This is a genomic window from Mycobacterium shinjukuense (assembly GCF_010730055.1).
GTDB lineage: Bacteria > Actinomycetota > Actinomycetes > Mycobacteriales > Mycobacteriaceae > Mycobacterium > Mycobacterium shinjukuense.
Map to the genome: position 1 here is coordinate 3,294,123 of NZ_AP022575.1, position 14,966 is coordinate 3,309,088.

Below are 14,966 nucleotides of genomic sequence, written 5' to 3' on the forward strand. Positions count from 1 at the left end.
CGCTAGCGTGGGTGGTGCCCGGCGACGATGCGAATCGCGGCGCGATTCGAGCAGGAGCCGGGCAATCGAATACCGTCCAACCAATCCACGCGGGAGCGCGCGCCGAGCGTGCTGAGAGGACGGCTGGGGCCGTCGACCGTCTGAACCTGACCGGGTAATGCCGGCGTAGGGAGATGACCATGACCGTGACCGTTCAACCGTCGGTGACCACCGGCCCGATCGCCGGCAGCGCCAAGATCTACCGCGACCTCGACGGATTCCCCGGCCTGCGGGTGCCGTTTCGGCGGGTGCAGCTGTCCACCGGGGATCACTTCGACCTGTATGACACCTCCGGGCCCTACACCGAGGCGGACGCGGTGATCGACCTGACCGCCGGGCTGCCACCCCGGCCCGGGGTGGTCCGCGATCGGGGCACCCAGCTGCAGCGGGCCCGCGCCGGGGAGATCACCGCCGAGATGGCGTTCGTCGCCGCCCGCGAGGGCCTGCCCGCCGAGCTGGTGCGCGACGAGGTGGCCCGCGGGCGCGCGGTGATCCCGGCCAACCACCACCATCCCGAGAGCGAGCCGATGATCATCGGCAAGGCGTTTGCGGTCAAGGTCAACGCCAACATCGGCAATTCGGCGGTGACGTCCTCGATCGCCGAGGAGGTCGACAAGATGGTGTGGGCCACCCGCTGGGGGGCCGACACCGTGATGGACCTGTCCACCGGCAAGGATATCCACGAAACCCGGGAATGGATCCTGCGTAATTCGCCGGTGCCGGTGGGCACGGTGCCGATTTATCAGGCGCTGGAGAAGGTCAAGGGGGATCCGGCCAAGCTGTCCTGGGAGATCTACCGCGACACCGTGATCGAGCAGTGCGAGCAGGGTGTGGACTACATGACGGTGCACGCCGGGGTGCTGCTGCGGTATGTGCCGCTGACCGCCAAACGGGTCACCGGCATCGTGTCCCGCGGGGGGTCGATCATGGCCGCCTGGTGTTTGGCCCATCATCGGGAGTCGTTTCTGTACACCCACTTTGAGGAGCTGGCCGACATCTTCGCCCGCTACGACGTCACCTTCTCCCTCGGTGATGGGCTGCGGCCGGGGTCGATCGCCGATGCCAACGACGCCGCGCAGTTCGCCGAGCTGCGCACCCTGGGCGAGCTCACCAGGATCGCCAAAGCCCGCGGCGCCCAGGTGATGATCGAGGGCCCCGGGCACATCCCGATGCACAAGATCGTCGAAAACGTGCGCCTGGAAGAGCAGCTGTGCCAAGAGGCCCCGTTTTACACGCTGGGTCCGCTGGCCACCGACATCGCCCCGGCCTATGACCACATCACCTCGGCGATCGGGGCGGCCATCATCGCCGCGGCCGGCACCGCGATGCTGTGCTATGTCACCCCCAAGGAGCACCTCGGGCTGCCCGACCGCAAGGACGTCAAGGACGGGGTGATCGCCTACAAGATCGCCGCGCACTCCGCGGATTTGGCCAAGGGTCATCCCCGCGCGCAGCAGCGCGACGACGCGCTGTCCACGGCGCGGTTCGAGTTCCGCTGGAACGACCAGTTCGCGCTGGCGCTGGACCCCGACACCGCGCGGGAATTCCACGACGAAACCCTGCCCGCCGAGCCGGCCAAGACCGCGCACTTCTGCTCGATGTGCGGGCCCAAGTTCTGCTCCATGCGCATCACCCAGGATGTCCGCGACTACGCCGCCGCGCATGGACTCGACAGCCAGGAAGCGATCGAAGCGGCCATGGCCGAAAAGTCCCGCGAGTTCGCCGAGCACGGCAGCCGGGTGTATCTGCCGATCACCCCGTGACGTTGCTGCCGCTACCGCCGCCGGGTACCACCCCGTTGCGGGTGCTGACCATCGCCGGATCGGACTCCGGGGGTGGCGCCGGCATCCAGGCCGACCTGCGCACCATGGCGCTGCTGGGGGTGCATGCCTGCGTGGCGGTCACCGCGGTGACCGTGCAGAACACGGTGGGCGTCAAGGGTATTCACGAAGTTCCTGACGATGTGGTGGCCGGCCAGATCGAGGCGGTGGTCACCGACATCGGCATCCAGGCCGCCAAGACCGGGATGCTCGCCTCGGCCAGCATCGTCGCCACCGTGGCCGCCACCTGGCGCCGACTCGACCTGAGCGTGCCGCTGGTCGTCGACCCGGTGTGCGTGTCCATGCACGGAGATGCGCTGCTGCCGGCCGCCGCCCTAGAAACCCTGTGCACCCACCTGTTTCCGTTGGCCACCCTGGTCACACCCAACCTCGACGAGGTGGCCCAACTGGTCGGCATCGACGTGGTCGACGCCGACTCGCAGCGCGCGGCGGCCACCGCCCTGCACGCGCTGGGCCCGCGGTGGGTGCTGGTCAAGGGTGGACACCTGCGCTCCTCGGACACCAGCCGCGACCTGCTCTATGACGGTGCCGACTGCTACGAGTTCGCCGCGCCGCGGCTGCCCACCGGCAACGACCACGGCGGCGGGGACACGCTGGCCTCGGCGGTGGCCTGCGCGCTCGCGCACGGGTTCAGCGTGCCCGACGCGGTCGGCTTCGGGAAACGGTGGGTGACCCAGTGCCTGCGCGCCGGCTATCCGTTGGGCCACGGCCACGGCCCCGTCTCCCCCCTGTTCCGGCTGTGATGAACCTCGATGAGATCGCGGGCATCGCCCACCGGCCAGCCGGGGCTCCCCAAGGGGTGGTGGTGCTCACCCACGGCGCCGGCGGCAGCCGGGAATCCCCCCTGTTGCACCAGGTTTGCCACGAGTGGGCGCGGCACGGCTGGCTGGCCGTGCGATACAACCTGCCCTACCGACGGCGCCGGCCCACCGGACCACCGTCCGGCTCGGGGGATACCGACCGTGCCGGCATCGTCGAGGCGATCCGACTGTGCCGCGGCCTTGCCGACGGCCCGCTGATCGCCGGCGGCCACTCCTACGGCGGCCGCCAAACCTCCATGGTGGTGGCCGTCAAACACGCACCCGTCGACGCATTGACGTTGTTCTCCTACCCGCTGCACCCACCCGGCAAGCCGCAGCGGCCCCGCACCGAGCACCTACCCGACATCACCGTGCCCACGGTGTTCACCCACGCCACCTCCGATCCCTTCGGCACAATCGCCGAGCTACACGCCGCCGCGGCGCTGATTCCCGCGCCCACCCAGATCGTCGAGATCACCGGCGCCCGACACGACTTGGGCTCGAAGACCCTTGACGTCGCCGGCCTGGCGGTCGCGGCGGCGTTGCAGCTGATTCGCAGCCAAACAGCGTGACCTGCATCAGCTTTCGCACACACGCCTGGGCGTACGCCGAATCCTGCGGGCTCACCATCCGCCCCAGATCGACCACCAACGCCATCGCGGCAGGCACCAAAAACCGCGCCTGCGCCGGCGTCAGCGACGGCCGCGCGGCAGTCAGCAGCCGCACCCACGAATCGACCGTCGACAGCTGCACGTTGTGCAGCACCATCCGGTCGGCGGGTGTCAGGTTGACCCGTTCGGTGTAGTAGACGGCTAACAGTTCGGGGTTGGCGAAAGACGTTGCCACGTAGGCATCGATCAGCAACGTCAACGCCTGACCGGGTTCGGTCAACGCACCCAGCACCGGTGACAGCTGGCCGGAAATCCGGTCGGCGGCGCGCCGCAGGCCGGTCGCCAGGATTTCACACTTGCCGGAAAAGTAGCGATAGATCCCGGACACCGGTATTCCGGCAGCCGAGGCGATCTGCGCCATGCTGGTCGCCGAATAGCCGCGGTCGTTGAACAAGGCCATCGCCGCGTGCAGCAACGCCTCGTAGACGCCGGCATCCTCGGCGAAGATCCGCCACGACCCGGGACGGGCAACAACGTCCCCGGGCATCGGCAGCTCGGCGGCAAGGATCGCCCAGGCGGCCGCGCTCAGCAGAGCGCGGATCTCGTCGGCCGGTAAGCGCTCCGTGTGATCGACCACGCTGCCGATCACGCTGAGCACCCCCGCCGACAGCAGCCACCGCTGCCTGGGCGCCAACGACGGCCGAATCACCATGAGCGGCTTTTGAATTCGCCGGTTCACCAGTTTCAGCTGACCGGATAGCGTGGCCTGATCCTCGGCGCGCAGATACCGGGCCTGCCAGCGATACAAGCCGCCGCAAGCGCGGTTGTCCAGGGTGACGTCGACGAGGGCGCCGACCAACCGGTCCAGCAGGGTGGCCGGGTCGGCGGATTCGTCCAGCTCGGTGCCGTCGACAAGTTGCTGACTCAGCCCCAGCACGGCGCCGCGGAACAGGTCGTACTTGCCCGCATAGTGCCGGTACAGCGCGGCGGCCGAGACCCCCACCCTGGCCGCGATGGTTTCCATGCTGACGGCGTGATAGCCCTGCGCGCTGAAGGCCTCGGCGGACACGCGGGCGATCTGCGCCTTTCGGTCCTTGGGCCGCCGGCGAAAGCCAGCGGCTGCGGATGCGCCGGGTGCGGCGCTGATCGTCGACACCGCCTCACCCTAGCCCGGCCGACTATCGAAGCGGCAGAATCTGGCTTAACATCATCGGCACTCGGGGTTGAAATTTGGTGGCAGGAACGCAGCATCTGCCCGAATTCACCATTCACATCAGCAGGGGAGAAGCTGTGAGTCACCGGCAGATGTACATCGGGATCGCGGGCCTGCTGCTGGCGCTGCTGGGGTTGGCGGCCCTGTATTTCCCGGTTTACCTGGATCAATACGACATGTATGGCATCAAGGTCACCTGCGGCAACGGTTTGCGCTCCGACCTCACCCAGGCCCATCAGGCCAACAGCGGTGCCTTGGTGACGCGGTGTGACACGGCGCTGTTGGTGCGACGGGCCTGGGCGATCCCGGCCGTTGCCATGGGATGGCTACTGGTCACCGGTTTCCTGGTGGTCTGGGTGCACAACGGTCAGAAACAGGACCGGGTTGCCTAAAACGGGGGTGGCTCCTCGGGCGGTGCGGGGCCTGCCGCCGGCGGTTGTGGTGCGGGTTTGCCCGCTGCGCGCCTAGAGCAAGGTGATTGTGACGGGGATACCGAGCTGATCAGTGGCATCGGCCAAGCGGGTGTCGGTGGTGATCACGGAGGCGGAGCGTTCGGCAGCGACGGCGACATACAAGCCGTCGTAGATCGAGATGTTGTGCCGCCAGGCCCAGGCGGCACGCAGGAGCAGTGCATCGGGGAGCACGTATTCAATGGTGAGTGCGGTGGCGGTCTCGACGGCGGCCTCGGCATCTTCGGGCGCCAATTGGCCGCGCAGTACGGCTTTGTGCAGGGTGCGCAGCACCTCGCCCGGCATGTGGGCGGGCGCAAGCCAGCTGTCGTCGCCGATTAGTGTCGTGCGTGCGGCGTCGCCTTGGGGAGTGCCGCTCGTGAGCGCCAAGACCAGCACGGCTGCGTCCACCACGATCACGGGCGGAACTCATCAGTCGCGGTCGGCGCGGATGGCGGCCGCCACTTCCTCGGCTGTCATGGTAAGGCTGCGATGACTAGCCAACGCCTCCAAGAGCTGCCGGTTGCGTTGAGCCTGGTACTCCCGTTCCAACAGCGATCGCAGATACGTTTGGGTGGACTGGCCGCGCGCCTCGGCGCGGGCGGCGAGCGCGTCGCGAACTTCTTCGGGGACATCTTTGATCTGAATCGCAACTGCCATAGCCACAACCTACCACATGTGCATGACATGCACATGTGGTATCTGCATGTACCTGCTATCCTCAACTACAACCCAAACTCCAGGTTGTGCGTCATTCAGACTACCGACGGAAAATTTGTTTCAGCGTTCGAGTTAAGTCCTGCACAAATTGAAAATGTAGTAAACAAAGGGGCGTTAGGGGGTGGTGACTGATGTCATCCTCTAGTGCAGCGGTCAGACGTATGACCGCAAAGTACAGAGAGTTGATCTCGAGCTTCATCAACCGCGAGATATCTGCTCAACATTTCGAATCTTCTTACCTTGCATTATTTAAACACGGTAAAGATCAATTTCCTGGTCCCGAGTTTAATGTTCTTGAGGGGCTGTTCTTTGACGTCGATGACTACGTTGCGGACCCCGAATTACGTAGAGACGTGCACGGCCTGGATGATGAAGAATTGCGTGCTTGTGCGCGTGAAGCCTACCGAAAGCTCTACGAGACATAGATTGGCTGATTGGGGTCAATCTGGCCGTGCCGTTCACCAACAACGGCAACGAACGCGATCCGTGGCCGACGTGCGCGCCCGTGGCCTGGCCTGGTGTTTTAGGGGCCTTCGAGTAGGTTGAGGCCGCAGTCGGCGCTGAACGCGGTGAGTCGGCGCGAATCGCGGTGCGCTGGCTCGATCCCAAGACCGGCATGGAATTCGCCGCCGGTGCGCCCGTGTCCCCGATAGAAAGATCGGCCATCCGAGGGCCCAGTGATACCTGGCCAACTTGCCGTCGGACCTCTTCGCGTGCCCGCCAAGCCACGGCCCGCGAGGCTTCCAGCCGGAGAACCTGCGCTGCCCAAACCACCGGTCTCCGGGCCGGTCGAGGCACCCGCATCGGCTAAGGTGCCGGTCGACCGCTATCCCGGATAGCGCGAGTAGCACCCGTCCATGTCGCCGGTCACCCCGGCGCGGAACGCGGCTATCCGGGTGAAGCCGGCGGGCACGCTGATGCCGTCGGCGTCACTGGCCACCATGTGGTTGGTGAGCAGCCCGGACACCGCCTCGTCGAGATCACCCGCGGTCAGGACGAGTTCCTGACCGGACGGCAGTTCGATGGGCTCGGCCATCTTGCGGTGGCCGACACCGGTCAGGCATGCCGTCCGTAGCGCCGTCCACGGGCTTTGCATCGCCAGGCCGCGTTCATGTTGGACCGCCAGCGCGTACCTCGACATCACGACCGACAGGGCGGTGTCGTCGCCTTGGGGCAGGCTGTCTTCCTCGGGCCCGGCGACCTTGCCCAGCGCCGCCAGGGCGGCCAGGTCGACCGCGATGGTGTTGGTGGCCGGGCAGTAGGACGCCGGCGGGCTGGCCTTGGCGTCGCGGCAACCGGTCTGCTGATAGGTCAACGTCGGCGGATTCTTGGGCGAGAAGATCTTGCCCATCAACTCCATCAGCGTCGTCAAGGTGTCTTCGTCGATCGCGACCTCACCGGTCTCCGGGTTTCCGCTGGGATCGACGCGCAACGTGGTCGGCAGGTCACCGCGGCGCTGTTCAATCTCGGCCTTGTTGATCGCCGCACAGGCCGGGGTGCCGCTGATGAAGCCCATCTGAAAGGCGCTGATCCGGTCCAACGCCGAGCCGTGCTCGTCGTCGTTCTCCGCGTCGGCCTCCATCACGGGGTCTCGGGTGGTGATGATCCCGGCGAGCACATGGTCGAGCCCGTCCGCGGTGCTCAGCGTGAACCGCGGCGACTTGCCTTCGGCCACCCACCACAGATAGACCCCCGCGAAGCAGTCGGCTTGCTGCTCGCGAACGATGGTGGGGTCCTTCTTGGTGACCAGCCTCGCCATAATCTGCAGCGCGTGGCCGTATTCGTGGGCCAACACACCGTTGACGGCCATGTCGCCGAAAAATTTCTGCGCGACGGCCATGAACACCCCACGATCCCAGGCGATCATGTTGCAGCGGGCGGTGAAGAAGGCGTTGACCAGCTGGTAGGTGTCGTTGTAGCAGACGATCGGGCTGTTGGGGTCGGTGGAGTCGTAGGACACCAGCTTGTCGACCGGCCTGAAGGTGCCCTTCAGCGCTTCGCCGTAGACCGCCTTCCAGTACTCCTCGATGTCGTTGACCGACAACAACGACAGCTTGTCGATCGGCCCGTTGTTGGTGTTGATCACCTTGCCCGTCGGGGCCGGCCCGTTGGGCCTGGCCCCGCTGGGACCGTTGGTGGCCGGCAGACCGCCAACCCGGAACGGGTCGTTGAGAACCGACAGCCCGCGGCCCTCGACGATGGTGGTACAGCCAGCCACCACCACGGCCACGCCCAGGCAGGCCGTCGCCGCCCGCACCGACGCAAGGACCGTGCGCGAGCGCCCCCGCCGCACGTGACGTCGATTCCGCCCGCGGTTATTCATTTGACCAACCCCATCCCACCGACCTGCCACCAAGAAACCCCAATTCTAGATCGGCCGGCAACCCGTGCCGCCTGTGCATGGCGGCCCGCCCGCTACGACATCCGCGTGCGATGGCGCTTGTCATGGGGTGTGACGCCGTTAGGGCCGGTGATCGACTCGGCATAGCTGCCCACCGCGAAGGCGACCCCCGCGCCCATGATCGCCAACGCTTCCCGGTTGATGTTGGCCACCGTGTCGCGCACGCTCTGGTAGTTGGGGTCGAACGCGACACCGGCCTGGCCGCCCCAAAGTCGCGCCTGCACAGTGGTTTTCGTCTGCGACGCGCCGGTGGTCAGGCCTCCGACCGGCACGCCCGCGACCAGAAAGGGATGGTAGTCGGCCCGGGTGTGCAGCGGCATGTCGGCGGGGCGCTTGCCGGCCAGGTTCAGATAGCCGGCCAGCGTGCGCTCGATGCCGGCCGAACCCTCCGGCACATCCGCGGGCGCCACACCGGGGCCGGCCGGACCGGACTGGTCGCCATCATCGGTGAAGAACCCCGCGTTCGGCGATCCCAGCATGTCGAAATTCAGATACAGCGCGATGTCGTTGAGCTGATCGGTGTTCAGGCCGAAGACGTAGTCCAGCGCGCCGTGCAGGCCGTCCTCCTCGGCGCCGAAGAACACGAATCGAACCGCGTTGGTCACCGGTGGCAACGGGCCCAGCTGCAACGCGGTTTCCAGCACCGCCGCCACCCCCGAGCCGCCGTCGTTGATGCCCGGACTGTTACCCGGACTGTCCAGATGCGCGCCGACCACCACCACCTCGTTGGGCGCGCCAGTCTTGGTCTGGGCCACCACGTTTCGCGACGTGATCGTGACATTCTCGGCGTCCAGCACCAGGCGCACCGGGCCGGTGGCGCGTGCCAGCGCAGCGCCGCCGTTGGCGCCGACCACCGCGACCGGCACCGTCAGCCGGTGGTAGTAGCCGGGAGTAAACAACCCGGCAGGGGCGCCTTGAGTACCGGGCTCGCTGACCACGATCAGCGCCGCCGCGCCCCTGGCCAGCGCGCTGTCTTGTTTGTCGACCACCGAACAGCGGGTATCGTCGACCACCGCGATCGCGCCCGACGGCAGCACCGAGGGGTAATCACCCGGGGAGCACCCGGCCGGTCGTGCGGGTGCAGCCACCGGGCCGGTCAGACCACCGGGTGGCGTCCGAACCAGCAGCGACGCCTGATCGACGGGGTAGCTGCGGCCGGCGATTGTCACCGCCGGCTTACCCGGCGACGCGGTGGACAACCGCTCGAACTGCGGTGTGGACACCTCGAAACCACTGCCGCGCAACGCTTTCACCAGATACTCGACGCTGGCGTCGTAGCCCGCCGTGCCCGCCGCGCGGTTTCCGTTGTTGGCGTTGGCGATCTCCTGCAGCGCGCGCAGGTGGCTCAACATCGCATCCGCGGTCACCTTCGCGGCCAGCGAACGACCCAGGTCCGGCGCGGCGGCGGGCGGTTGCGGCCGGGGCGCCGAACATCCGGCCAACAGACAGCCCAGCACCAGGGTCGCGCCCAGCCCCCGCGTCACCGACCGCCTCATGGCTTCACGAGCACGTGGCGTGTGCGATCGTCGATGCCCGGAACGCCGTTGCGGCCGGTGAGATCTTGCGCGTACAGGCCCACGGCGTAGGCCACACCGCCGCCGTTGATATCCAGCGCGACCCGGTCAATATGGTCCAGGGTGTCGGTTTTTTGGTGGTAATTGGGATCGAACGGCTCGTCGGCGGTGCCGCCCCACAGCTTGGCCTGCTCCGGCGACTTCTTGACCTCCGCGCCGGAGAACAACCCACCCGACGGGATGCCCGCCAGGGCGAACCCGTCATAGTCGGAGCGGCCGTCGAACGAGGTGTCCTGGGCGGTCTTGCCGACCGACTTCAAGTAGGCCACGAACGTGCGCTCGATACCGGCCGAGCCTTCCGGAACCACCGGCTGGCCACGAGCGTCCAGTGGCAGCGACTGGTCTCCGTCGTAGGTGAAGTAGCCCGGGTTGGGCGATGCCAGCATGTCGAAGTTCAGGTACAGCGCAATGCTTTTGAGCGCTTCGATGTTCAGCGACTCGACGTAGTTGCGAGATCCGATCAGCCCGAGTTCCTCCGCACCCCAGAAGCCGAACCGTACCGCGTTGCGCACGCGTGGCGAGTTCCCCAGCCGCACCGCGGTTTCCAGAACCGCGGCCACCCCGGAGCCGTTGTCGTTGATGCCCGGCCCCTCGGGCACGCTGTCCAGGTGTGCGCCGGCCATCACCACGTTGGTGGGCGACCCCGTCTTGGTTTGCGCGATGACGTTGCGGGCCTTGAAACTCTTGGTGCTCGCGGTGAGCTTGACGGTTGCCGGTCCGCGCTGTGGGCGCAGTTGCAGTCCCACCGATTTGGTGACGCTCACCACCGGGATCTTGACGTCGGTGTTGGCTCCCAGGGTGCCCCCCATCGACTGCTCGTCGACATTGTCGACGATGATCAGCGCCACCGCACCCACCTGCGCCGCCGCGTCCTCCTTCTGCGCGAACTGGCAGTTGCCGCGATCCACCAGCACGACCGCGCCTTTCACCGGCAGGTTGTCGTAGTCCGACGCGGAGCAGCCCGGGCTGTCGTCGGCCGGCGCCAGCACTAGAGGTCCGGTCACCCCGTCGGGCGGGGTGCCCAGGCTGTACTCCAGCGCGTGCGCTTCGGCGGTCAGGCCACCGACCGCCACCGACCCCTTCTCGGCCTGAAACACCCGGGCGGAAAATTCTGGGGTTTGGACGTCAAAACCGCTGTTGCGCAGCGTGTTGACCACATAGTCGACGCTGGCCTCATAGCCTGGGGTGCCCACCGCCCGGGTGCCGCTGTTTGCGTCGGCGATCTCCTGCAACTTCGACAGGTGAGCCATCATCGCGTCGGTGGTCACCTTGCCGCGCAGCGTGGCCGCGAACTCGGCCGCGGCGGGGTCGCTGGCAACGGGCCGCGACCGACTCGACCACCGGACACAGCCCACCAGCAGCACGGCAACGACCGTGACCACGGCCAGCACGGCCGGCATGGACCTCGACTTGCGCAGCATCGCGCCCAGACTAAACCGCGGCTGCGCTGCCGCGCCCACTGACCACCGGGGCCGTCCGCCGATGACCTCGGCCGCCGCGGCGATCAGACGAACAACGCGGTGAACGGCGCGATCGGAATGTTGCGCACCACAAACCAGGTCACCGTCAGTGACAGTGCCACCGCGGGCGCCCCGCGGCGGTGCTGCCAACTCCCGATGCACCGGCCCACCAGGCGCCCATAAGTCCACGCCAGGTAGGCCCACACCAACAGCGCCACCGCCGCCAGGCCCAGCGCGTTAAACCTTGGCGGCCGCCAGCAGATCGCCGTGCATCAGGCTGTGCAGCATTCGCAGGCTGCCACATCCTGGGCAGTCGATTCCCAACAGAGCCTTGGTGGGGCAGGTCGGCAGCGGGCCGTTCGGGGTTGTCGGATCCGCCACCCAGATGGCGGCGCACATCAGCGTCGCGGCCGCGGCCACCACCAGCGGCGCATTCAGACTGCGCGGCACCGACCCTGGGCGGGTCACCATCGGCGCAACCCCTCGAACCCTCGAGAACCCCTTAAACCATCGTCGCGACCATCGCCGTGGTCGACCTGTCGACGTTCACCGCGCCCACCGCCATCAAGATGCCGTAGATGACGTAGACGACAACGCCAATGACCGCCGACCAGGTCACGAACTTCGTGGCACTATCGGCGGACGCCCGCGCCTCGGCGTCACGGCCCCGTGCCCACAACCCGTTGACCTGGCTGGACTTGACGATCGCGACGATCCCCAGCGGAAGACAGCAGAACAACGTCACCAGAATGGATCACACCAGGTGGTTGTTCGGTGCTTGCCCGGCGAGCGACTGCTGCGGCGGATAACCGGGCGGTGGTGGTTGTGTCATCGACTCTCCCGATGAACGTGAGCTGACGTGCAGCGGTGCCTACCCCACCCGAGCGGCGTGCGCGTCGGCACCACTCGAATCGGAAAATCCCGGTTGCGCGCATCGACCCGTCCCGCCGGGCGGCACGCACTCGCTCAGCTGTGGATGAAACAGCCTGGCATTGTCAATGTTTCACCATCACGTGTTACCCAGTAAGACCATGGCCGCGCCCCGCGGGTCGAGCAGCAGGCCCTGTTCTTCGGTGAGCTCCACAAATAGACTCCGTGGAGTCGGCGCAACCGCACGGCCGTAAGGAGTCATCGATGTCTCACCGCACCAACACACTGCGAACCGCCACGGTTGCAGCGATCATGGGTAGCTTCGCCTGGCTGGGCACCGCCACCGCGACCGCGGACCCCACCGGCACATCGGCAGATATCGACACGCTGGCCGCGTCGCTATCGAAGGGCTACGGGCTCAACAACTGCACCCCCCAGACGATCACCAACGGTGAATTAGCCGTGCTTTCTTGCGGGCACAGCCCCGACTCGGCCGGACCCGTGCAAGGCAAGTACATCCTTTTCGCCAACGCCGACGATTTGAAAGGCTCCTTCAAAGCCAGCATCAAAGACGAGACCCTGACCGCTTGTGGGGACAGCGGCCAATCGCCGACCACATGGCGTCAGGGCAGTTCCGGCGCCACCGCCGGGCAGGTGGCCTGCGGGACCTATCAGGGTGCCGCCGAGATCATCTGGACCACCGACGCCAAGAACGTCCTGAGCTACATCCGCGCAGCCAACAACGACGTCGACGCCCTCTACCGGTGGTGGCGGACCAACGGCTGACGCTTCCCGGCCCGCATCGTCGCCGGGCTGGGGCTCAATTGCCCAGCTCCTCAGCGGGCCGCTTCCCGGCCCGCATCGTCGCCGGGCTGGGGCTCAATTGCCCAGCTCCTCAGCGGGCCGCTTCCCGGCCCGCATCGTCGCCGGGCTGGAGGCTTGCGCCCAAAAGCGTTTGGGGATACGCCCGGCCCGGCGCGCCAGATACCCCGCGGTGACGGCGGCGGCCATCGCAGCCGCCATCACCGGCGGGTCGGCGGCCCTCGTCACCGCGCTGGCCAACAGCACGGCATCACAGCCCAACTCCATCGCCAGCGCAGCGTCGCTGGCGGTGCCGATGCCCGCGTCCAACACCACCGGCACGCCGGCACGAGCGACGATCATCTCGATGTTGTGCGGGTTGCTGATCCCCAGGCCCGTGCCGATCGGTGAGCCCAGCGGCATCACCGCGGCGCACCCGGCGTCCTCCAGCCGGCGGGCCAGCGCCGGGTCGTCGTTGGTGTACGGCAGCACGACGAACCCATCGTCCACCAATTGCTCTGCCGCCCTGACCAATTCGACCGCATCGGGTAGCAGCGTGCGTTCGTCGGCGATCACCTCCAGCTTGACCCAGTCGGTGTTCAGCGCCTCCCGAGCCAGTTGCGCGGTCAGCACTGCCTCGGCCGCGCTGCGGCAACCGGCGGTATTGGGCAGCGGTGTGATGCCCAGCCGGTTGAGCAGATCCAGTAGTCCGGTTCCGCCGTCGGCGTCGACCCGGCGAATCGCCACCGTGGTCAGCTCGGTACCCGAAGCGATCAACGCCTCCTCCAGCACCCTCAGGTTGCTCGCTCCGCCGGTGCCCATGATCAGCCGCGAGCTGAAGCTGCGGTCGGCGATGGTCAGCTTCGACTCAACCACCCTGCACCGCCGTCACCACCTCGAGTCGGGCACCTTCGGAAAGCCTTGTCGCCCAGCCAGATCGTGGCAGCACCGAGTCGTCCAGTGCCACCGCAATGCCCCGGTCCGGGAAACCCAGCGACGCCAGCAGCCCGGCCACGGTGGTCTGTTCGTCGACCTGGACCCGTTGCTCGTTGACCACCACGATCATCGGTGCGCTCCGACCGGAACAAGTTCGGACACAATCTGTTCGGCGGTCCACGGCGCCAACAGGAAACCCGATCGGCCGTGCCCGGCGGCCACCAGGGTCCGAGCGTCCAGACGCCGCACGATGGGCAGGTTGTCGGGCGTCATCGGGCGCAGCCCGGCGGCGCACTCAGCCAGCTCGTACTCGCCCAACGCAGGCAGCACCGCGCACGCGTCGTCGAGCAGGTCGCGCACCCCGGAGACGACCGGGGCGATGTCGCGGCCGTGTTCGTACTGGGTGGCACCCACTACCACACCGTCGGGTCGGGGCACCAGATAAACCTGTCGCCCGTGCACCCGGGCACGAATTACCCGCTGCGGCAACGGCAGACACCCTTTGCGCCAGCGCAGCCGCAGCACCTCGCCCTTCACCGGGCGCACCGGCAGGCCGGGCCACAGGGCGGGGGCGTCAACGCCGTTGGCGATCACCACCGCGTCGCCGTGCGCGTCGGACAGGTCGGTCACCGGCGCCGCCCATCGGACCCCAAGCCGTTCGCACTCCCGGCTGAGCGCGTCCAACACGGCGCGGTTGTCCACCGCCAGTTCGGTCGGCGCCCGGAAGCCGTGCCGGATACCTTGTGCCAGCAGGGGTTCGACGTCTCGAGCGGCCGACTCCCAGATCACCGGGTGGCCCTGCGCGGACAACCAGTCCGCGACGGTACGCAGGTCCGCGACATCGGCCCGGTCGACGGCCACCACCAGCGACTCGCGCGCGGTGATCACCCGCGGACCCAGCCCGTCGGTAAAGCCGCCCTCGCGCCACAGCCGCAGGGATTCCACGCCCAGCCGCAACAGCCGTTCCTCACCGGGCCAGCCCTCGCTGTGCGGGGTCAGCATGCCGGCGGCAACCCAGGACGCGCCCCGCTCGCCGCTGCGGTGCACCCGCACCGACCAGCCGGCTTGCGCCGCCCGGCGGGCCACCGACAACCCGATGACGCCGCCGCCGATGACGGCCAGCGTGTTGGGCATCCCTTGCTCCCTTCGCCGGCATGATCCGGATCAGGTTCAACGGTAAGGGCAGGCGCGCCCACTCTCAGCCCCCGTTCCCGGGACTCCCGTGTGTCTTCAGCGTCCACGCTAGCGCGC

At 67.5% G+C, this 14,966-nt stretch carries 15 protein-coding genes, 2 pseudogenes and 2 riboswitches; of the genes and pseudogenes, 6 read left to right on the forward strand and 11 right to left on the reverse strand.

What is annotated here, in order from left to right; translation table 11 throughout:
• Window positions 1-79 precede the first annotated feature (79 nt).
• Window positions 80-189, forward strand: a riboswitch (TPP riboswitch).
• From thiC to G6N20_RS14960, 3 genes are all read left to right on the forward strand, one after another.
• On the forward strand, window positions 180-1,802 hold the full coding sequence (thiC, locus tag G6N20_RS14950; RefSeq protein ID WP_163663040.1) for a phosphomethylpyrimidine synthase ThiC: 1,623 nt from the start codon (window positions 180-182) through the stop codon (window positions 1,800-1,802). It overlaps the preceding riboswitch by 10 nt.
• Complete coding sequence (gene thiD, locus G6N20_RS14955) at window positions 1,799-2,623, forward strand: bifunctional hydroxymethylpyrimidine kinase/phosphomethylpyrimidine kinase (RefSeq protein ID WP_083049983.1); 825 nt, start codon at window positions 1,799-1,801, stop codon at window positions 2,621-2,623. Before thiC ends, thiD begins: the two co-directional genes overlap by 4 nt.
• Window positions 2,623-3,252, forward strand: coding sequence for an alpha/beta hydrolase family protein (locus G6N20_RS14960; RefSeq protein WP_163663043.1), 630 nt, complete (start codon window positions 2,623-2,625; stop codon window positions 3,250-3,252). The genes thiD and G6N20_RS14960 overlap by 1 nt, the downstream gene beginning before the upstream one ends.
• On the opposite strand, the gene G6N20_RS14965 is transcribed toward G6N20_RS14960, so the two are convergent.
• Window positions 3,155-4,447, reverse strand: coding sequence for a TetR/AcrR family transcriptional regulator (locus G6N20_RS14965; RefSeq protein WP_163663046.1), 1,293 nt, complete (start codon window positions 4,445-4,447; stop codon window positions 3,155-3,157). The genes G6N20_RS14960 and G6N20_RS14965 overlap by 98 nt on opposite strands.
• A 134-nt stretch (window positions 4,448-4,581) precedes the next feature.
• Between G6N20_RS14965 and G6N20_RS14970 the strand changes: the two genes are divergently transcribed.
• Window positions 4,582-4,896, forward strand: a complete 315-nt coding sequence (locus G6N20_RS14970) for a hypothetical protein (RefSeq protein ID WP_083051636.1) — start codon at window positions 4,582-4,584, stop codon at window positions 4,894-4,896.
• A gap of 72 nt (window positions 4,897-4,968) precedes the next feature.
• Here the strand turns inward: G6N20_RS14970 and G6N20_RS14975 are convergent, their stop codons facing one another.
• Entirely contained in the window at window positions 4,969-5,373 is a 405-nt protein-coding gene (locus G6N20_RS14975; protein WP_083051624.1) for a type II toxin-antitoxin system VapC family toxin, read from the reverse strand.
• Window positions 5,374-5,385: 12 nt separating this feature from the next.
• Entirely contained in the window at window positions 5,386-5,613 is a 228-nt protein-coding gene (locus tag G6N20_RS14980; protein ID WP_083051621.1) for a FitA-like ribbon-helix-helix domain-containing protein, read from the reverse strand.
• 221 nt (window positions 5,614-5,834) lie between these two features.
• On the opposite strand from G6N20_RS14980, the gene G6N20_RS14990 reads away from it, so the two are divergent.
• Window positions 5,835-6,098: a colicin immunity domain-containing protein gene (locus tag G6N20_RS14990; RefSeq protein WP_158084799.1), complete on the forward strand. Its 264-nt coding sequence runs from the start codon at window positions 5,835-5,837 to the stop codon at window positions 6,096-6,098.
• Window positions 6,099-6,499: 401 nt separating this feature from the next.
• Here G6N20_RS14990 and G6N20_RS14995 read toward each other — a convergent pair whose 3' ends face one another.
• The 5 genes and pseudogenes from G6N20_RS14995 to G6N20_RS15015 form a co-directional block, all read right to left on the reverse strand.
• Window positions 6,500-7,996, reverse strand: coding sequence for a neutral zinc metallopeptidase (locus tag G6N20_RS14995; RefSeq protein ID WP_083051615.1), 1,497 nt, complete (start codon window positions 7,994-7,996; stop codon window positions 6,500-6,502).
• Between the two features lie 92 nt (window positions 7,997-8,088).
• Window positions 8,089-9,558: a M28 family peptidase gene (locus G6N20_RS15000; protein ID WP_179961479.1), complete on the reverse strand. Its 1,470-nt coding sequence runs from the start codon at window positions 9,556-9,558 to the stop codon at window positions 8,089-8,091.
• 8 nt (window positions 9,559-9,566) lie between these two features.
• Complete coding sequence (locus G6N20_RS15005) at window positions 9,567-11,069, reverse strand: M28 family metallopeptidase (protein WP_083051633.1); 1,503 nt, start codon at window positions 11,067-11,069, stop codon at window positions 9,567-9,569.
• An 83-nt stretch (window positions 11,070-11,152) separates the two neighbouring features.
• Window positions 11,153-11,579 (reverse strand): annotated as a pseudogene (locus G6N20_RS15010) (DUF2752 domain-containing protein).
• 31 nt (window positions 11,580-11,610) lie between these two features.
• Window positions 11,611-11,940 (reverse strand): annotated as a pseudogene (locus G6N20_RS15015) (CD225/dispanin family protein).
• Window positions 11,941-12,242: 302 nt separating this feature from the next.
• On the opposite strand from G6N20_RS15015, the gene G6N20_RS15020 reads away from it, so the two are divergent.
• Window positions 12,243-12,764, forward strand: coding sequence for a serine/threonine protein kinase (locus G6N20_RS15020; RefSeq protein ID WP_083051608.1), 522 nt, complete (start codon window positions 12,243-12,245; stop codon window positions 12,762-12,764).
• A gap of 93 nt (window positions 12,765-12,857) precedes the next feature.
• On the opposite strand, the gene thiG is transcribed toward G6N20_RS15020, so the two are convergent.
• The 3 genes from thiG to thiO form a co-directional block, all read right to left on the reverse strand.
• On the reverse strand, window positions 12,858-13,655 hold the full coding sequence (gene thiG / locus G6N20_RS15025; protein ID WP_083051605.1) for a thiazole synthase: 798 nt from the start codon (window positions 13,653-13,655) through the stop codon (window positions 12,858-12,860).
• Window positions 13,648-13,845, reverse strand: a complete 198-nt coding sequence (gene thiS, locus G6N20_RS15030) for a sulfur carrier protein ThiS (protein WP_083051603.1) — start codon at window positions 13,843-13,845, stop codon at window positions 13,648-13,650. The genes thiG and thiS overlap by 8 nt, the downstream gene beginning before the upstream one ends.
• Window positions 13,842-14,849, reverse strand: coding sequence for a glycine oxidase ThiO (gene thiO, locus G6N20_RS15035; RefSeq protein WP_083051600.1), 1,008 nt, complete (start codon window positions 14,847-14,849; stop codon window positions 13,842-13,844). Before thiO ends, thiS begins: the two co-directional genes overlap by 4 nt.
• A riboswitch (TPP riboswitch) is annotated at window positions 14,840-14,949 on the reverse strand. It overlaps the preceding gene by 10 nt.
• Between the last annotated feature and the right edge of the window lie 17 nt (window positions 14,950-14,966).